The organism is Mycobacterium intracellulare ATCC 13950 (assembly GCF_000277125.1).
GTDB lineage: Bacteria > Actinomycetota > Actinomycetes > Mycobacteriales > Mycobacteriaceae > Mycobacterium > Mycobacterium intracellulare.
Genome location: NC_016946.1, coordinates 856061 through 874559, shown reverse-complemented (window position 1 = coordinate 874559; position 18499 = coordinate 856061). Strand labels below are relative to the sequence as shown.

Here is an 18499-nt window from a genome sequence, read left to right as displayed (position 1 = left end):
CGTTGTCCGGGAAAGCGGCGCCCATCACCCCGCCGTGGACATCGGCCCGGCCAACCCGAAGGCGTGAGCGGCGTTGTCGTGTAACACCTTTCGCAGCCACACATCGTCGATGCCGGGCAGCCGGGTGAGGACCTCGACCGCGTCGACGTAGCCGTACGGGATGTTGGGAAAGTCGCTCCCGAAAAGTATGCGGTCGGCGAGATCACGGAGGCGTCCGTACTCGGCGGGCGGGAAGGGCATGGCCTCCTCGACGAACGGGGTGAACGCCATCGTGGTGTCGAGCCGCACGTCGTCGTAGCGCTCGGCCAGGTCGAGGAAATCCGTGTACTCGGGCATGCCCAGGTGGGCGATGATCAACCGCAGGTGCGGATGGCGCGCGAGCAGTGCCGCGACGGGCCCGACGCCGGTGTGTTCGCCGGGGACGGGACCCGAGCCGCAGTGGATGATCACGGGGATCGCGGCGTCTTCGATGACGCCCCAGGCGCCGTCGAGCAACGGGTCGGTGGGGCTGTAGCGGCCGACCTGAATGTGGGCCTTGAATACGCGGGCGCCGGACGCGATGGCCTGACCGACGTAGTCCTCGACGCCGGGTTCGGGGTACAGCGTCGCGGTGTGCAGGCAGTCGGGCGTCGTCGCCGCGAACGATCGGCCCCACTGGTTCAACCAGGCCGCCATGTGCGGCTTGTGCGGATAGATCAGCGCCGTGAACGCCCGGACCCCAAAGCCGCGGAGGGTTCGCAGTCGCTGTTGTTCGTCGCTGCGGTAGGCGATCGGCCAATGCCGTCCCACCAGCGGGCCGGCGTCATCGAAGTACCGCCACACCTTGTCCATCACGGATTTGGGCATGAAGTGCGTGTGCACGTCGACGATGCCGGGCAGCCCGAGCGCCGTCCAGATCCGACGTACCGAATCCGTTTCGTCCATCGCCAGCCAAGTTAGCCGCCGCGCGGGCACGCTACGGCTGGAGGCGCTCGATGCGATCGCCGCTGACCCGGATGCGGTTATGCAACCGGTTTTCCCGTCCCTGCCAGAACTCGACCACCTCGGGCGCGATGAGATAGCCGCCCCAGCCCGGCGGCACCGGAACCTGCTCGCGGTCGGCGAAGCGCGCGGTCACCTCCTCCAGCTGGCCCAGCAGGGCCGCCCGCGACGCGATCGGTTGCGACTGATGCGAGGCCCAGGCGCCCAGCTGTGATCCGCGCGGTCGTTTCGACCAGTACTCCTGGGTCGCCTCCGCAGTGACCTTGCTCACCGGGCCGCGGACGTGGACCTGGCGGCCGAGCTGGTACCAGGGAAACGTGACCGCGGCGTACGGCGTCGCGGCCAGATCGCCGCCCTTGGCCGAGTCATAGTTGGTGAAAAAGGTGATCCCGGTCTCGTCGACGCCCTTGCACAGCACCGATCGGCTCGCCGGCCGCCCGTCGGCGGTGACGGTGGCCAGCACCATCGCGTTGGGCTCGGCGACACCCGATCGCTCGGCGTCGTCGATCCATTTGCGCAACAACGAAACCCAACCATCGCCGAGCCAGTCCGCGTCGAGATCGGGACTGCCGTCCTTCTCCGCCGATCCGTATTCCACACGCATTCTTTGCAGGTGCTCTTTTCCTGGCTCGGGGTCCCGTCGTGCCATCGCGTCAACGCTACCGGCGCTTGCTACCGGCCGGTAGCGTCGGCCCGAGCGGGGGGTGCGAGAATTTTCGGCATGACTGTGGTCCCCGAAGACTTTGTCCCCGGCCTCGAAGGCGTGGTCGCCTTCACCACCGAAATCGCCGAGCCGGATAAAGACGGCGGCGCGCTGCGCTACCGCGGTGTCGATATCGAAGACCTGGTGGGTCAGCAGGTCACTTTCGGCGACGTGTGGGCGTTGCTGGTCGACGGAAAGTTCGGCCACGGGCTGCCGCCCGCCGAGCCGTTCCCGCTGCCCATCCACACCGGCGACGTGCGCGTCGACGTGCAGGCCGGCCTGGCGATGCTCGCCCCGATCTGGGGGTACAAGCCGCTGCTGGACACCGATGACGCCACCGCCCGCAACCAGCTGGCCCGGGCGTCCGTCATGGCGCTGTCCTACGTTGCCCAGTCCGCGCGCGGCATCTATCAGCCCGCGGTGCCGCAGCGGGTGATCGACGAATGCGAAACGGTCACTGCCCGTTTCATGACGCGCTGGCAGGGCGAGCCGGACCCGCGCCACGTCGAAGCGATTGACGCCTACTGGGTTTCGGCCGCCGAGCACGGGATGAACGCCTCGACGTTCACCGCGCGCGTGATCGCCTCCACCGGCGCCGACGTGGCGGCGGCGCTGTCCGGGGCGATCGGCGCGATGAGCGGTCCCCTGCACGGGGGCGCGCCGGCGCGGGTGCTGCCGATGATCGAAGAGGTCGAGCGCACCGGCGACGCGCGCGGCCTGGTGAAGAAGATCTTGGACAGCGGCGACAAGCTGATGGGATTCGGGCACCGGGTGTACCGCGCCGAGGATCCGCGGGCGCGGGTGCTGCGCGCCACCGCCGAGCGGCTGGGCGCACCGCGCCACGAGGTTGCCGTGGCGCTGGAGCAGGCCGCGCTGGCCGAGCTGCGGGAGCGGCGCCCGGACCGGGCCATCGAGACCAACGTCGAGTTCTGGGCCGCGGTCATCCTGGACTTCGCCCGGGTGCCGGCCAACATGATGCCGGCGATGTTCACCTGCGGACGCACCGCCGGGTGGTGCGCCCACATCCTCGAGCAGAAGCGGCTGGGCAAGCTGGTCCGGCCGTCCGCCATCTACGTGGGCCCCGCCCCGCGCAGCCCGGAATCCGTCGAGGGTTGGGACCGCAGCCTCACCAACGCCTGAGGCCTTCCTGGTTGTCGGTGCCCGGCGATCTAATGGTTGCTGTCGCGCGATGACTTTGCGTCGCCGACGCAGTCATACGTCGTGAGCCTGTCCGCGGTGGGCAGGCGACGGAACCGACAGCAAGGAGAATCAGGATGGCGATCAACATCGAACCCGCACTGTCCCCCCACCTCGTGGTCGACGATGCCGCCGCGGCAATCGACTTCTACGTCAACGCTTTTGGGGCCGAGGAGATCGGGCGCGTGCCGCGCCCGGACGGCAAACTGGTGCACGCCGCGCTGCGCATCAACGGCTTCACGGTGATGCTCAACGACGACTTCCCGGAGGTGTGTGGCGGCAAGTCGATGACACCGACCTCGCTGGGAGGCACCCCGGTGACGATCCACCTCACCGTCACCGACGTCGACGCCAGCTTCCAGCGGGCGCTGGACGCCGGTGCCACCGTGGTGGCCCCGTTGGAGGACCAGTTCTGGGGCGACCGCTACGGCGTGGTCGCCGACCCGTTCGGCCACCACTGGTCGCTGGGGCAGCCGGTCCGCGAGGTCAGCATGGAAGAGATCACCGCGGCGATGTCCGGGCAGGGCGCCGGCTAGCGGCGATCGCAAGCGCGGCCGCGGCCGGGCGCGGCGGGTCGCCGCCATCGGCATTAACCGAGCAGCCGGTCCAAGAGCCGGCGTCGCGGTGGCGGCGCCGGCTCGGCGGTCGCGGCGGCCGCGAGCATCGCGGCGACGTCGGTGAACTTGTTGCGGGGCCGGCCGTCACCGCTGCCGCGCGCGATTTCGGCGGCGTCGATGGCACGCCATCCCGCCGCGTCGACGGCCTCAGGCCGACGGGAGCGCACCAGGGCGGCCAGCGCCTCGGGCTTGGCCGCCGGTTCGGTCAGCTTGCCGGCGTTGAAATCGGCCACCAGGGCCTGCACGGTCTCAAACGAGCACGACTTGTTGGTCCCGATGAACCCGCTCGGTCCCCGCTTGATCCAGCCCGCGACGTACGCGCCGGGCACGGGTGCGCGCGAGGCGGGATCGACGACGCGCCCGCCGTCGTTGGGCACCACGGCCGACGATTCGTCATAGGGAAGCCCACGAATCGGCTTGCCGCGGTAGCCGATCGACGTCAGCACCAGGCCCGTGTTCAGGCGGCGCGCCTCATCGGTGCCGGTGACCGAGAACTCCAGACCGGAGACACGCTGCTCCCCCAGCACACGGGTCGGGGTGAGCCGGTATGCCAGCCTGATCCGCGGGCGTGCCGCCGGCACCGAATCGTCGCCGAGCGTGCTCAGGATTTCCAGCTTGTTTTTCGTCAAGGGATCCGACGCCGTCGCCAGGTCGGCCGCGACCAGTTCGTGGTCGGCCGCGCTGAGGACGACCTCGGAGCTGCCCGTGAGCCCGATCAGCTCGGGCAACGTGAACGCCGACTGGGCCGGGCCGCGCCGGGCGGCGATCACCACCTCACGCACAGCCGAGCCGCGCAGCGCCGCCAAGGCGTGGTCGGCGATGTCGGTGCGGGCCAGGTCGTCGGGGTCCGCGGTGAGCACCCGGGCGACATCGAGGGCGACGTTCCCGTTGCCGATGATTACCACCCGCTCGTGGCCGAGATCGACTGGCAGGTCGGCGAAGTCGGGATGCCCGTTGATCCAGGCCACCAATTCGGTCGCGGTCCCGGTGCCGGCCAAACCCATGCCCTCGATGTCCAGGCGACGGTCGTCGGGCGCACCCACGGCGTACAGCACGGCGTGGTGGTGAGCCAGCAGGTCGTCGTGGCTGAGGTGTTCGCCGATCTCGACGTTGAGATAGAAGCGGAAGCGCTCGTGGCCGGCGACCCGCTCGAAGAGGCGGGTGACCCGCTTGGTGTTCTGGTGATCGGGCGCCACCCCGGCCCGCACCAACCCGTACGGGGTGGGCAACTTCTCAAAGACGTTGACGCGCACGCCATGCTGGGTGAGTAGCTCGTCGGCGGCATACATCGCCGCCGGACCCGATCCGACGATGGCCACGGTCAGCGGCCGGCGGCGCGCCCGCACTTCGGCGGCCGGGATGACCGGCGCCAGCTTCGACGTCGGCGGAAGCTTCTCACCCTCGGGCCGTTTCGGGTAGAACGACGCGTTGATTTCGACGAAGGGCAGCTGGTTGGTGTCCAACCGGGTGTCGGGCGCGATGGCCCCGACCGGGCACGCGCTCACGCAGGCGCCGCAGTCCACGCAGGCCGCCGGATCGATGTAGAGCATCTCCGAGGTGGCGAAGCCGGGCTCGTCCGGCGTGGGGTGAATGCAATTCACCGGACACGCGAAAACACAGGACGCGTCGTTGCAGCACGACTGGGTAATAACGTGCGGCATGAAACCTACAGACCGGACTCGTTACGCGGCCGGGACCGAGGCCAGGTGCTGGCGCTGCGGCTCGCTGCGGTAGCGCGACGGCTTGCCGTTGATCTTGCACAACCGCCACATCAGCCGCGCCGAGCGCATCTCCATCAGGCCGGTGTCATAGGCCAGCATCCGCACGTCGCCGAACATGTCGCTGAGCCACTTACGCGATTCCGGCGAGCGGAAGAACAGTTCCTTCTTGACCTCGCGCGGGATGTCGAACTCCTGCCAGAAAGCCTTGGGCGGCACCACAATCGCGCGGCAGAGCACCTTCATGGTCAGCGGCAGGTACAACGCGGTCCAGAACCGCTGCCTCTTGGTCAATTCCGGCACCCGCTTGCGCAGGAACTCGTGAGCGAACGAGATGTGGCGCGCTTCCTCGGCGACGTGGATCGCCATCACCCGTTCCATGATCGGGTGCAGGGACTTGCCTTCGCGCAGCACATTTTTCTGTGTGTGGTCGATGGGCTCCTCGCCGGCGAGCACGCCGATGAAGAACGCTACCGGCAGCGGCCCCGCCACCAGCGGAACCAACGGCGACAGCCACTTGAGCATCCGCGGCATGCCCGGGACGTCGGCGCCGATCCGGTTCACCATCTCCTGGAACATCATGGTGTGGTTGCATTCTTCGACCGACTCGTGCAGGCAGTACCGGTATTCGGGCGAGCCGTTGGGCACCCAGAACGTGTAGTTCATCAGGCCGCGGATCAGGATGGATTCGAAGTGCAGTCCCACCTTGGCCACGTTGGCCTGCCGCCACATCCCGATCTTGATCTTGCGCTCGTCGGACTGCGCCAGGTACCAGGGATGACGGCCCAACGGGTCGGTCTCCGGCAGGATCCACCGAGGGTCGTTCTCGGTGACAGCGAATTCCGGTGAGTCCCAATCGATGTCGGTGTACGGGTTGAAGTTGCGCCGCACCGACCCCTCGGACAGTGTGGCAAGCATGTTGACGTAGTCAGCGTCGTCGCGCACTTCCATGTTGCGGCGCCAACGCCGGACCAATCGCGTCCTAGCCATAACCTAGGCCTCCTCAATGAGGTTTACATTTGGACGTGCTATGTCCAGACAGTACCGGAGGTACCGGATATTTCCTAGACCCGTCCGAGGCACTGTGACCTGACCAGTGGTCATCGAATTCGTATGCCCTGGATCACAACGGAGGAAACGTCGGAGGCCCCCCGAGCAGGCGTTTTGCGTTGACGGCCCGGTCCGACGGTCGGCCCGCCGCAACGGCCCGCCAGGGTGGCTCACTACCCTGATGAGCATGGCTGACCAGCTCGCAGATTCCCTTCAAATTCCCGACGCCATCAAGCCCCGCGACGGCCGCTTCGGGTGCGGCCCGTCCAAGGTCCGGCCCGAGCAACTGCAGGCGCTGACCACGACGGCGGCGCCGCTGTTCGGGACCTCGCACCGGCAGGCGCCGGTCAAGAATCTGGTGGGCCGACTGCGGTCGGGGCTCGCTCAGCTGTTCTCGGTGCCGGACGGCTACGAGGTCATTCTGGGCAACGGGGGGGCGACGGCGTTCTGGGACGCCGCGGCGTTCGGCCTGATCGACAAGCGCTCGCTGCACCTGTCCTATGGGGAATTCAGCTCGAAGTTCGCCTCCGCGGTGGCCAAGAACCCCTTCGTCGGCGACCCCGTCGTCATCAAGTCGGATTCGGGCGGCGCCCCCGAACCCCAGAGCGATCCGTCGGTGGACGTGATCGCGTGGGCCCACAACGAGACCTCGACCGGGGTCGCGGTGCCCGTGCGCCGACCCACCGACTCCGGTGACGCGCTGGTCGTCATCGACGCGACGTCCGGGGCCGGCGGCCTGCCCGTCGACATCGCCGAGACCGACGCCTACTACTTTTCGCCGCAGAAGAACTTCGCCAGCGACGGCGGGCTGTGGCTGGCCGTCATGAGCCCCGCCGCGCTGGCCCGCGTCGAGTCCGTCGCCGCTTCGGGCCGCTGGGTGCCCGACTTCCTGTCGCTGCCCATCGCGGTGGAGAACAGCCTGAAGGACCAGACCTACAACACCCCCGCGGTCGGCACCCTGGCGCTGATGGCCGAGCAGGTCGACTGGATGCTGGGCAACGGCGGGCTGGACTGGGCCGTCAAGCGCACGGCGGACTCCTCGGGACGGCTGTACTCGTGGGCACAGGAGCGGCCCTACACCACCCCGTTCGTCAGCGACCCGAAGCTGCGCTCGCAGGTGGTGGGCACCATCGACTTCGCCGACGACGTCGACGCCGCGGCCGTGGCGAAGGTCCTGCGGGCAAACGGCATCGTCGACACCGAGCCGTACCGCAAGCTCGGCCGCAACCAGCTGCGGGTCGGGATGTTCCCGGCCGTGGATCCCGACGACGTCAGCGCCCTCACCGAGTGCGTCGACTGGGTCGTTGAGCGGCTCTAGTCGCGCGCCCTTGAACAGCCGGTAATCGGCGCGCCGCCGCCCAGCGTGTCAGCACAGATGATGGGCGGTTGCTGGACTAAAGTGCGCCGTGACGGGTCCGTCGCTGATCTGCACGGAGCCTGCGAGGAGATAGCCATGCGGGAACTCAAAGTGGTTGGGCTCGATGCCGACAGCAAATATGTCATCTGCGAGAGCGATGATCCCGCGGAGCAGTTCAAGCTGGCGGCCGACGACCGCCTGCGGGCCGTTCTGCGCGACGCGGCCCAGCACCCCGAGCAGCCGCAGCTCGAGATCGAAGTCACCAACATGCTCAGCCCCAAAGAAATTCAGGCCAAGATCCGCGCCGGCGCGTCCGTCGAGCAGGTCGCCGCGGCGTCGGGGTCGGACGTGTCGCGGATCCGCCGCTTTGCCCACCCGGTGCTGTTGGAACGGTTCCGGGCCGCGGAGCTGGCAACCGCCGCCCATCCCATGCTGGCCGACGGTCCCGCCGTGCTGACCCTGCTGGAGACCGTCAGCACCGCCTTGGTGACGCGCGGCCTCGATCACGACAAACTCAGCTGGGACGCCTGGCGCAACGAAGACAACCGGTGGACGGTCCAGCTCGCGTGGAAGGTCGGCCGTTCGGACAACCTCGCGCATTTCTGCTTCACGCCCGGCGCCCACGGCGGGACCGTCACCGCCATCGACGACGCGGCCAGCGCGTTGATCGACCCGACCTTCGAGCGTCCGCTGCGGCCGGTGGCGCGGGTGGCCCACGTCGACTTCGAAGAGCCCGCGAAGCCGCCCGTCACGCAGGAGCCGGCCCCGGAGCCGGAAGAAAAACCCGTGCACACGCGCCGGGGCAAGCCGGTCATCCCGGCGTGGGAGGACGTGCTGCTCGGCGTGCGCTCGGGAGGGCAGCGCTAGCCCGCTAGGCGCGGCCCGCTTCGCCCGGCTGCGCCGCGCTCGCGATCACCACTAGGCGCGGCCCGCGGCCGCCAGGGCGAGAAGCGCGACCCACGCTCCCGTCACGCCGACTCCGGCGCCGAGCACGAACCAGCGCAGGACCGGGGTGCGCCGCCACCCCCACAGGGTCGGCGCCAGTCCCCCCGCGGCCACGATGTTGAGCCCGACGGCCAGCAGCAGGTGCACGCGAACCAAGCCCAGAGTGAGCACGACGATCGCCGCGGCGGTGACCGCCGCGACGAACGCGGCCACCGTCAAACCCGTTGCCCAGGGCACGGACTCGTCCTTCATCAGCCGAAGCCTAGCCTGACCGTTCATCGCCGCCTTTCGTCACCGAGCGCTCGTAGAACGCCAGCGCAGCCGCGGTCGCGACGTTGAGCGAGTCGGTGCCGCGCGACATCGGAACGCGCACCCGCACATCGCTGCACCGCAAGGTGGCCGGCGTCAGCCCGGGACCCTCGGCGCCCACCAGCACCGCGACGCGTTCGCCGCGCGCGGCCGTCATCGCCTCGGCCAGCGGGCACGCCGACTCGTGCGGGGTCATAGCCAGCAGCCGAAACCCGTTCTCCTTCAACGTCATCAGCTCGGCCGGCCAACAGGTTGCGCGCGCATACGGCACCAGCAGTGCGTGTCCCATCGACACCCGGACGGCGCGGCGGTACAACGGGTCGGCGCACCCACTGCCGAATACCACGGCGTCGACGCCGAGCCCGGCCGCGTTGCGGAAAATCGAGCCCAGGTTCTCGTGATCGTTGACCCCTTCGAGCACGGCGACGGTGCGAGCGCCGGCGATCACCTCGGCCACGCTGGGCTCCCCCACCCGCCGGGCGGCCGCCAGCACGCCGCGATTGAGGTGGAAGCCGACCACGCGCGCCATGACGTCGGCGGACGTCCGGTAGAAGGGGACGGCGCTGCCGGCGAGGTCGTCTTTGAGCTCGGTGAGCCGGCGGTCGGTGCCGAGCAGGGCATGCGGGTGGAACCGGGACGCGAGCATGCGCTGAACCACCAGCACGCCTTCGGCGATCACCAGCCCCTTGCCCGACGGCAGGTCGGGACGGCGATCGACACTGTTCAGGTCCCGGAAGTCGTCGAGCCTCGGGTCATCGGGATCCTCGACGTCCTGGACGTTGCCGGCATCGGCGCTCACGGGCTTTCGTCGACCAGCGCCAACATCAAATCGGCGGCGCTGCGCAGGATGTCGCGCTGCTCGGTGTCCAACGTCGACAGCCGCTTGGCCAGCCATTCCTGACGGGCGCGACGGTTGGCCTTGACCAACTCGGCCCCGGATTCGGACACCGAGACGAGCACCTGCCGGCCGTCGACGGGATGCGGCACGCGGTCCACCAAACCCATCTCGGCCAGCGACGCGATCACCCGCGTCATCGACGGCGGCCGAACCCGTTCGCGAATCGCCAGGGCGCCCGGCGTCATCGGACCTTCGTTGGCCAGCATCGCCAGCGCCGACAGCTGCGACAGTGACACCGGCGACGACGGGTTGCGGAACCGCAGCTGGCGGGCCAGCCGCATGACAGCCAGTGACAGGTCGCTGGCGAGCCGCGCATCGCTGTCAGGCATGGCGCGAGGTTACACGCAAGCCTGAGAAACCGGGACACCAACCGGCTCTTGATTCGTTCCGCCAAATGCCGCGGAATTTCATCGAAGCGCTTAGTTTCGGCAAGTAGGTGAGCGCCCGGCGGGGACCGGCGGCGGGCTATGTTATTCGCGATGTCCGCCGAACCTGATCACCACCGCGCACCGCCGCCGCTGCCGGCGGTACTGGTGCACGCGTGGGCGTTCATCGCGCTCGGGGCGCTGGGTTGGGTCGCCGCGGCGGCCGCGGCGTTCCTGGTGCCCGCCCTGACGAGCTGGCGCCCGGTGACGCTGGCCGGTCTGGGCGTGGGGCTGCTCGGTACGACCATTTTCCTGCTCCAACTCGCGGCGGCACGCCGCGGCGCCCGCGGCGCCCAGGCCGGACTCGAAAACTACCTCGACGAAAAATGATTCGCTGACCCATTGGAGGAGCGATGGTAGCCCCGCTATTGCAAGCGCACGTCGACATCAACGCACCGGTTGCCAAAGTGTGGGAATTGATTTCCGACCTTCGGCGAATGCCGGAGTGGAGTCCGCAGTGCCGCTGGATGAAGCCGTTCGGCCCGCTGCGTCAGGGCACGCGCACCCTGAACCTCAACCGCCGCAACCGGATGTTCTGGCCGACCACCTGCACGGTGGTCGAGATCGTCCCGGACCGCAAACTCGCGTTCCGCGTCGACACCAACAACACAATCTGGAGCTATGAGCTCGAACCGGCCGGCGAGGGCACCCGGGTGATCGAGAGCCGCCACGCCGAAAACGGTGTCACCGCGTTTTCGAACCTGTCGGTCAAAGCGCTCTTCGGCGGCACCGACAACTTCGAACACGAATTGCTCGACGGCATGAACGCCTCGCTGGCGCGCATCAAGGCCGCCGCAGAAAAGGGCTAGTCCAGCGACTCGCTCTGGGGCTCGGGTGCGGACTGCTGCTCGGATTCGGCAGTCTCGGTCTCGGACTGCGCCTCCGGCGCTCGGATCACCGACTCCGGCTGGGCTTCCGACGTCTCCTGCGTCGGCTCGGCCGCCTCCTCCGTGGTCTCGGTCGTCTCTTCCGTCGGCTCGGACGGCGCGGTCGGCTCGACCGGCGCCTGGGTGACGTCCAGCAGGCCATCGTCGTAGGGCTCGTACGCGGGGGACCCGGTGCCCGCGGGCGCCGGGGTGTCCGAGTGCGCACCGCAGCCATACTGCTTGTCGACGATGTGCCCGTCGGCCGACAGCTCGTTGCCGCACACGCCGAACATCGCGCCGAGGGATCCCGATAGCGGCAGGAAGAAGCCGCAGTCGCGGCAAACGCGCTTGGTGGATCGTGCCATCGGCGAGTCGGGGCCGTAATCGCCGGTGTGCCAGCGTTCGGCCGCTGCCGCGCGGCCCTCGCCGCTCATCACCCAGCGACGGCCCAGCCCGATCTCGGCGGCGGTCTCGTCGACCTGCGGGTCGCCGCTGGCGGTGTAGCCGGGAACCAGGCGGGGATCGTCGGCGGCGGGCGCCAACAAATCCCCGGGACTGAGGTCCCCGGGGCGCACCCGGTGTTCCCACGGCACCCATTCCGGCGCCAGCAAAGCCGTCGGCCCCGGGACCAGCACCACCTCGCTGACGGTGGCGTGATCGGCGCCGGGATAGGCGGCCACGACCACGGCCCACTGCCACCCCTGGTAGCCGGGTAGGTGCGCCAGGAACCGGTGGGTGGCGGTGTTGGGGTCTTCGTAGCCGACGCCCAGGTAGTCGCCGACCATCTCCGGTCCGCTGAACTCCGCAACAGCCGCCCTGGCCTGGTCGGCCGCGCCCGTGAGCACCGCCGCCAGCCCTTCGGGCCACTCGTCCACGGTCGCCACGGAGGATCCTTCGGTGGGTCTGGTCACGTTGTCTTCTGTCTGCATTGCGGTTCCAATACTAGGTTGACGAGCCACGCCCCGTTACCTGCAGACGCATGTCGCCGGCATAGGGGAGAATCGGGGAGTGTCTGGGCGGCGGCAACACGATCCGGGCCGGGTGGCCTCCAAGCCGGGCCGCCGGGCCCCTAATGGCGTGGCCGCACAACATCCGGGCGCGGCCAACTACCCCGCCGGCGACGGTGCGCAGCGCCGAACGCGCCGCCCGCCGCCGATGCCGAGCGCCAACCGCTATCTGCCCCCGCTGGGCCAGCAGACGGAGCCGGACCGTGGCAGCAGCGCGCCCCCTCGCGGGCCGTCTTCGGGCGAGCGGATCACCGTCACCCGCGCCGCGGCGCTGCGCAGCCGCGAGATGGGTTCGCGGATGTATTGGATGGTGCAGCGCGCGGCGACGGCCGACGGCGCCGACAAGTCCGGCCTGACGGCGCTGACGTGGCCCACGGTGGCCAACTTCGCGGTCGACGCCGCGATGGCCGTCGCGCTGGCCAACACGTTGTTCTTCGCCGCGGCGACCGGGGAGAGCAAGGGCCGCGTCGCGCTGTATCTGCTGATCACCATCGCGCCGTTCGCGGTGATCGCGCCCCTCATCGGTCCGGCGCTGGACCGGCTGCAGCACGGCCGCCGCGTCGCGCTCGCCGCGTCGTTCGCCCTGCGCACGGCGTTGGCGCTGGTGCTGATCCTGAACTACGACGGCGCCAGCGGGAGCTACCCGTCGATGGTGCTGTACCCGTGCGCGCTGGCCATGATGGTGTTCTCGAAGTCGTTCAGCGTGCTGCGCAGCGCGGTGACGCCCAGGGTGATGCCGCCGACCATCGACCTGGTGCGGGTCAACTCGCGGCTGACCATGTTCGGTCTACTGGGCGGCACCATCGCCGGGGGCGCCATCGCCGGGGGCGTCGAATTCGTCTGCACCCACCTGTTCAAGCTGCCCGGCGCATTGTTCGTCGTCGTAGCCGTCACCGTCGCCGGGGCGTCGCTGTCCATGCGGATTCCGCGCTGGGTCGAGGTGACCGCCGGGGAGGTGCCCGCCACCTTGAGCTACCGCCACGACAGCGAACCCCTGCGCCGAAGCTGGCACAGGGAGGTCAGCGGGGCACTTCGGCAACCGTTGGGCCGCAACATCATTACTTCGCTGTGGGGTAACTGCACCATCAAGGTCATGGTGGGGTTTCTGTTCTTGTATCCGGCATTCGTCGCCAAGGCGCATGACGCTAGCGGGTGGGCGCAGGTCGCCATACTCGGGGTGATCGGCGCAGCGGCCGGCATCGGCAACTTCGTCGGCAACTTCACCAGCGCACGTTTGAAACTGGGCCGGCCCGCCGTGCTGGTGGTGCGCTGCACGCTGGCGGTGAGCGCGGTCGCGTTGGCGGCCTCGGTGGGCGGCAACCTGATGCTGGCCGCGATCGCCACGTTGGTGACGTCGGGGGCCAGCGCGATCGCGAAGGCCTCCCTGGACGCCTCGTTGCAGAACGACCTGCCGGAGGAATCCCGCGCTTCGGGGTTCGGGCGCTCGGAGTCGACGCTGCAGTTGGCCTGGGTCCTCGGCGGCGCCGTGGGGGTGCTGGTGTACACCGAACTGTGGGTCGGTTTCACCGCGGTCACTGCGCTGCTCATCCTGGGCCTGGCGCAGACGCTCGTCAGCTTCCGCGGCAACTCGCTGATTCCCGGCCTGGGAGGTAATAGGCCCATCATGGTCGAGCAGGAGGGCGCGCGTCGCCGTGTCGGCAGCCCGGCGGTGGTCGCCGAGTGAAATCCCGAATCAACCGCGGCACGGCCGTGTTGCTGGCCTGCCTGATGGCCCTGCTTTGTGTGGGCGTCGGGGTCGGCACCTGGCTGCTGGTGGGCCGCTCCGGTCCGCAACGCCCGGAGATCAGCGCGTACTCGCATGGACACCTGACCCGGGTGGGGCCCTACCTCTATTGCAACGTGCTCAACCTTGAAGACTGCGCGACGCCGCAGACCCAGGGCGAGCTCCAGGTCAGCGAGCGGTATCCGATTCAGCTCTCGGTGCCCGATGCCATCTATCGGGCGCCGTGGCGCCTGGTGCAGGTGTATGAGGATCCAACGAACAGCACCAGCACCATCTTTCGGCCGGGCACCCGACTCGCCGTGACCATTCCGCCGGTGGACCCGCATCGCGGTCGCCTCGCCGGGATCGTCGTGCAGTTACTGACTTTGGCGGTGGACCCGGCCGGCGAGCTCCGCGATGTCCCGCACGCGGAATGGTCTGTGCGGCTCGTCTTCTAGGTCTTTTCCGCCGAACGTTCGCCGCCCTCCGCGCCCACGTTCGACACCCTCCGCGCCCAGCGTCGCCACCCTCCGCGCCCAGCGTCGACTTGTTGCGACGACACGCCGCAAATTCCCGCCACAACCCCACGTTCGACCAGACGTGTCGGTGCCGACCGGCACCGTGTCCCCATGGAAATCCCGGACTGGCCATTTCGAGGCACCGACGCACTGGCCGCTGGAGTTATTACTCGGCACCGATTGCGAACCGAATTCGAGATGGTTCATCGCAACGTCTACATCCGCCGTGGACAAATGTTGACGCCGGTGACCCGAGCGGTCGCCGCCTGGCTGTGGTCTGGAAGGACCGCAACGCTGGCGGGGCTATCCGCGGCGGCGCTACACCGCACCAAGTGGATCGACGACTGGCTGCCGGCCGAGCTCAACCGTGCCGGCCGCGACAAAGCACGGGGCATCATCGTGCACAGCGACACCTTGGACGACGACGAAATATGCACGCGCGACGGGATGCGCCTGACCACGCCGGCGCGCACGGCGTTCGACCTTGGTAGGCGAAAGGGCTTGACCACAGCGGTGATTCGGCTCGATGCCCTCATGCATGCAACAGACTTGAAGCCAGCCGACGTCGAACTGCTGGCCGACCGCCATCGTGGCGCCCGCGGCCTGGTGCAGTTGCGAACTGCTCTGACCATGGTCGACGGGGGCGCTGAATCGCCGTACGAGACGAGGACCCGGTTACTACTCGCCGGCAGCGGATTGCCGCGGCCACAAACCCAGATCGAAGTGCTCAACGAATGGGGCGCGGTGCTGGCGCGCATCGATATGGGCTGGGAGGAATGGAAGGCCGGTGTGGAATTCGACGGCGCGCATCACTGGACCGACCCGGCGCAGCGGGCCCGAGACATCGATCGCCTGGCAGAACTCGAAGCCCAGGGCTGGTCAATCATCCGGGTGAGCGCCGAGATGCTGCGGTACCGGCCGTACGTCGTCGTGGAGCGCGCCCGCGGCGCTTTGGTCGCGGCGGGTTGCCCGGTCTCAGCCGCCGAGCGTGGACTTGTTGGGCCAAAACGCCGTGATTTCCCGCCACAACTCCACGTTCGGCGGTAGGGGTGGGCCACGCTCGGCGGTAGGGGGTGGGCCACGTTCGGCGGTAGGGGGTGGGCCACGTTCGGCGGTAGGGGGTGGTCCACGTTCGGCGGTAGGGGGTGGGCCACGCTCGGCGGTAGGGGGTGGGTCACGCACCGTGGCCGGGCGGTACCCGTTCGCCTTCGACGGGCGGACCCGGGGGCGTCCCCTCCCCGAAGGGCTTGCCGCCCAAGCTCTCTCGCCCGTGCGGCGATAGCCACCCGGACAGGTCGGGACCCTTGGGCACGATGCGGGTGGGGTTGATGTCGGCGTGGACGATGTAGTAGTGCTGCTTGATCTGGACGAAGTCGACGGTGTCCCCGAAACCCGGCGTCTGGAACAGGTCGCGCGCGTAAGCCCACAGCACCGGCATCTCGCTCAATTTGCTGCGATTGCACTTGAAATGCCCGTGATACACCGGGTCGAAGCGGACCAACGTGGTGAACAACCGCACGTCGGCCTCGGTGATGGTGTCGCCCACCAGATAGCGCTGGCCGCCCAGCCGATCGCTCACCCAATCCAGCGCGGCGAACAGCCGGTCGTAGGCGGACTCGTAGGCCTCCTGCGAGCCGGCGAAGCCGCACCGGTATACGCCGTTGTTGATTTCGGTGTAGACCCGCTTGTTGACCTCGTCGATCTCCGCGCGTAGCCGCTCCGGGTAGAGCTCGGGCGCGCCGTCGCGATGAAAGGCCGACCACTCCGTCGACAGGTCCAACGTCATCTGCGCGAAGTCGTTGGTGACCACCGCCCCACTCGGCACATCGACGATCGCGGGAACCGTGATGCCCTTGGGGTAATCGGGGAACCGCTTGAAGTAGGCGTCCTGCAGCCGCGGGATCTTCAAGACCGGGTCCACACCACCGGGATCGAGATCGAACGTCCAACTGCGCTCGTCGTGCGTCGGGCCGCAAAAGCCAATGGAGAGAACGCCTTCGAGGCCCAACAACCGGCGGACGATGATGGCGCGGTTGGCCCACGGGCACGCGCGCGCCACGACGAGCCGGTACCGATCGGGCTCGACCGGGTAGCCGTCACGGCCATCGGCGGTGATGCGGGTGGTGATGTAGTCGGTGTCGCGATTGAACTCGCCTTCTTGGGCGATGTAGGAAGCCATGTGTTCCATCGTGGCTCAACGCGGACTCGTTGCCGAACGGTCGCCGGATGAGAACCGCCGGGCCAGATTGGCCTCGGTCGACTCACCCTCTTCCCAGTGGGCGATCCACGGCCCGGTGCCCTCGGACTGATCGATGATCCCGGCCTCGAGCCAGCCGTACCGGCCCTGCAGCAGGTTGCGCGTCAGCTGCACATCGCTTGCGTCGGTGTTGTCCCACAACCCGCGAAACAGCGCCTCCACCCGCACGGTCGCCTGGGCGCAGAACGCCTCGGCCAGCTCGTAGGCCTGTTGCCCCACCACCGGATCGGCGGCGCGTTGCGACTCCGCGTGCACGCACGCCGCGGACATCGCGAACAGCTCGGCACCGATGTCGACGACGCGCCCGAGGAACCCCTGCCGCTGCTCCAGCTTGGCCTGCCAGCGCGCCATGCCATAGAAGGTGTTTCGTGCGAGCTTGCGGCTGGAGCGTTCGATGAACCGCAGGTGCGCCGCCAGCGGACCGAACTCGTGGTAGGCCCGCGGCCGCTGTCCTTCACCGAACACCAACTGCGGCAACCACTTTGCATAGAATCCGCTCGCACCGACCGCCGCGGCGGCCTTCTGCCGCAACCCCGTGTCGGGCTTGGCGAGGTCGCCGGCCGCGGCAAGGTGCGCGTCGACCGCCTCGCGCGCGATGAGCAACCTCATGATCTCGCTGGAACCCTCGAAGATGCGGTTGATCCGCAGGTCCCGCAACGCCTGCTCGACGGGCACGGCGCGTTCGCCGCGTGCGGCCAGAGACTCCGCGGTTTCGTAGCCCCGCCCGCCCCGGATCTGCATGACCTCGTCGGCGATCACGCAGGCCATCTCGCTGGACCACAGCTTGGCCAGCGCCGCCTCGATCCGGATGTCGTTGCGCCCTTCGTCGGCCATCTGCGCGGACAGCTCGAGCACGGCGTCGAGCGCATAGACGGTCGCGGCGATGAACGAGAGCTTGCGGGCCACCGCTTCGTGCTCGGCCAGCGGCTTGCCCCACTGCACACGCTCGCCGGACCATTCGCGCGCGATCTTCAACGCCCACTTCGACGAGCCCGTCGCGCTCGCGGGGATCGACAACCGTCCGGCGTTGAGCGTGGTCAACGCGATCTTCAAACCGTCTCCCTCGGAGCCGATCAGGTTTTCGCGCGGGACCCGAACGCGGTGCATCCGGGTCACGCCGTTTTCGATGCCGCGCAGGCCCATGAATTTGTTGCGCCGCTCCACGGTGATTCCGGGCGAATCGGCCTCGACGACGAAGGCGCTGATGCCGCCGCGGCGCCCTTCGCTCTTCGGCACCCGCGCCATGATCACCAGCAGTTCGGCGACCACGCCGTTGGTAGTCCACAGCTTCACGCCGTCGAGCTCGTAGGCCTGCCCGTCGTCGATGGGGGTCGCCGTCGACGCCAATCGGGCGGGATCGGAGCCGACGTCGGGTTCGGTCAGCAAAAACGCCGATATGGCGCCGGCGGCGCAGCGCGGCAAAAACTTCTCTTTCTGCTCCGGGGTCCCGGCGAGTTTGAGCGGCTCGGGCACCCCGATGGATTGATGGGCCGACAGCAGTGCGCCCAGACTGGGATGAACGCTCGTCACCATCATCAGCGCCCGGTTGTAGGCGACCTGCGACATCCCCAGGCCGCCGTATTCGGTGGGAATCTTCATCCCGAAGCAGCCCAGGTCGGCCAAACCCTTCACGTACTCGTCGGGAATTTGGGCGTCGCGTTCGATGACGCTGCCATCGACGGTCTCCAGGAATTCGCGCACGCTGTCGAGAAACGCGCGGGTGCGGGTCTCGTCGGCTTCCGCGGGGGTGGGGAACGGGTGTATCAGCTCCAGCGGAAAACGACCGAGAAATAGTTCTTTCGCGAAGGACGGTTTATCCCAACCTGTTTCGCGAGACTCCTCGGCGAGCGCTCTCGCCTGTTCCTCGGTGACCTGCGCTTGCTGTGCCATCGCAGCCTCCTTGCTAGACGACCGTCATGGGGTGTGGA

General features: G+C 68.6%; 18 protein-coding genes and 1 pseudogene. 9 read left to right on the top strand and 10 right to left on the bottom strand.

The genetic code is table 11. The features are described from left to right. Positions 1-24 precede the first annotated feature (24 nt). Positions 25-924 (bottom strand): amidohydrolase family protein, encoded by a 900-nt coding sequence (locus tag OCU_RS29410; protein WP_014379245.1) that lies wholly within the window; start codon positions 922-924, stop codon positions 25-27. A 31-nt stretch (positions 925-955) separates the two neighbouring features. Further along, positions 956-1585 (bottom strand): pyridoxamine 5'-phosphate oxidase, encoded by a 630-nt coding sequence (gene pdxH, locus OCU_RS29405; protein ID WP_036397685.1) that lies wholly within the window; start codon positions 1583-1585, stop codon positions 956-958. 117 nt (positions 1586-1702) lie between these two features. Here pdxH and OCU_RS29400 point away from each other — a divergent pair, with 117 nt between their 5' ends. Both OCU_RS29400 and OCU_RS29395 read left to right on the top strand, forming a co-directional pair. Next, on the top strand, positions 1703-2824 hold the full coding sequence (locus OCU_RS29400; protein ID WP_008253892.1) for a citrate synthase 2: 1122 nt from the start codon (positions 1703-1705) through the stop codon (positions 2822-2824). Between the two features lie 134 nt (positions 2825-2958). After that, positions 2959-3417: a VOC family protein gene (locus OCU_RS29395; protein WP_009957306.1), complete on the top strand. Its 459-nt coding sequence runs from the start codon at positions 2959-2961 to the stop codon at positions 3415-3417. A gap of 53 nt (positions 3418-3470) precedes the next feature. Here OCU_RS29395 and OCU_RS29390 read toward each other — a convergent pair whose 3' ends face one another. Both OCU_RS29390 and OCU_RS29385 read right to left on the bottom strand, forming a co-directional pair. Then, positions 3471-5159, bottom strand: a complete 1689-nt coding sequence (locus OCU_RS29390; RefSeq protein ID WP_014379243.1) for an FAD-dependent oxidoreductase — start codon at positions 5157-5159, stop codon at positions 3471-3473. A 21-nt stretch (positions 5160-5180) separates the two neighbouring features. Continuing rightward, the gene (locus tag OCU_RS29385) at positions 5181-6206 is read right to left on the bottom strand and encodes an AurF N-oxygenase family protein (protein WP_009957570.1); all 1026 of its coding nucleotides are present in this window, start codon (positions 6204-6206) and stop codon (positions 5181-5183) included. Positions 6207-6453: 247 nt separating this feature from the next. Here OCU_RS29385 and serC point away from each other — a divergent pair, with 247 nt between their 5' ends. Both serC and sepH read left to right on the top strand, forming a co-directional pair. Beyond that, positions 6454-7584 (top strand): phosphoserine transaminase, encoded by a 1131-nt coding sequence (gene serC / locus OCU_RS29380; protein ID WP_085981100.1) that lies wholly within the window; start codon positions 6454-6456, stop codon positions 7582-7584. 135 nt (positions 7585-7719) lie between these two features. Continuing rightward, positions 7720-8490, top strand: a complete 771-nt coding sequence (sepH, locus tag OCU_RS29375; RefSeq protein WP_014379240.1) for a septation protein SepH — start codon at positions 7720-7722, stop codon at positions 8488-8490. Between the two features lie 51 nt (positions 8491-8541). On the opposite strand, the gene OCU_RS29370 is transcribed toward sepH, so the two are convergent. Genes OCU_RS29370 through OCU_RS29360 form a run of 3 tightly spaced genes read right to left on the bottom strand, consistent with a single transcriptional unit; the run spans position 8542 to position 10104 of the window. After that, positions 8542-8820, bottom strand: a complete 279-nt coding sequence (locus OCU_RS29370) for a DUF2537 domain-containing protein (RefSeq protein WP_008253878.1) — start codon at positions 8818-8820, stop codon at positions 8542-8544. Between the two features lie 10 nt (positions 8821-8830). Further along, the gene (locus OCU_RS29365; RefSeq protein WP_014379239.1) at positions 8831-9676 is read right to left on the bottom strand and encodes a TrmH family RNA methyltransferase; all 846 of its coding nucleotides are present in this window, start codon (positions 9674-9676) and stop codon (positions 8831-8833) included. Further along, on the bottom strand, positions 9673-10104 hold the full coding sequence (locus tag OCU_RS29360) for an Rv0880 family HTH-type transcriptional regulator (protein WP_008253872.1): 432 nt from the start codon (positions 10102-10104) through the stop codon (positions 9673-9675). Before OCU_RS29360 ends, OCU_RS29365 begins: the two co-directional genes overlap by 4 nt. 150 nt (positions 10105-10254) lie before the next feature. On the opposite strand from OCU_RS29360, the gene OCU_RS29355 reads away from it, so the two are divergent. Together OCU_RS29355 and OCU_RS29350 are read left to right on the top strand one after the other, a co-directional pair. After that, entirely contained in the window at positions 10255-10530 is a 276-nt protein-coding gene (locus OCU_RS29355; RefSeq protein WP_008253869.1) for a DUF2530 domain-containing protein, read from the top strand. Between the two features lie 23 nt (positions 10531-10553). Next, the gene (locus OCU_RS29350) at positions 10554-11009 is read left to right on the top strand and encodes an SRPBCC family protein (RefSeq protein ID WP_008253866.1); all 456 of its coding nucleotides are present in this window, start codon (positions 10554-10556) and stop codon (positions 11007-11009) included. Between the two features lie 185 nt (positions 11010-11194). Here OCU_RS29350 and OCU_RS29345 read toward each other — a convergent pair. After that, positions 11195-11977 (bottom strand): annotated as a pseudogene (locus OCU_RS29345) (DUF3027 domain-containing protein); the annotation flags it as partial. 130 nt (positions 11978-12107) lie between these two features. Between OCU_RS29345 and OCU_RS29340 the strand changes: the two are divergent. The 3 genes from OCU_RS29340 (at position 12108) to OCU_RS29330 (ending at position 15361) form a co-directional block, all read left to right on the top strand. Beyond that, positions 12108-13757, top strand: coding sequence for an MFS transporter (locus OCU_RS29340; protein WP_036458239.1), 1650 nt, complete (start codon positions 12108-12110; stop codon positions 13755-13757). Positions 13758-13765: 8 nt separating this feature from the next. Next, entirely contained in the window at positions 13766-14254 is a 489-nt protein-coding gene (locus OCU_RS29335; RefSeq protein WP_029385570.1) for a DUF2771 domain-containing protein, read from the top strand. 171 nt (positions 14255-14425) lie between these two features. After that, positions 14426-15361 (top strand): hypothetical protein, encoded by a 936-nt coding sequence (locus OCU_RS29330; protein ID WP_014379234.1) that lies wholly within the window; start codon positions 14426-14428, stop codon positions 15359-15361. A 127-nt stretch (positions 15362-15488) separates the two neighbouring features. On the opposite strand, the gene OCU_RS29325 is transcribed toward OCU_RS29330, so the two are convergent. After that, positions 15489-16493: a glutathione S-transferase family protein gene (locus OCU_RS29325; RefSeq protein WP_041787167.1), complete on the bottom strand. Its 1005-nt coding sequence runs from the start codon at positions 16491-16493 to the stop codon at positions 15489-15491. 15 nt (positions 16494-16508) lie between these two features. Next, positions 16509-18461 carry an acyl-CoA dehydrogenase family protein gene (locus tag OCU_RS29320; RefSeq protein WP_014379232.1) on the bottom strand — a complete coding sequence of 651 codons (1953 nt, stop codon included), beginning with the start codon at positions 18459-18461 and terminating at the stop codon, positions 16509-16511. Positions 18462-18499: the final 38 nt, after the last annotated feature.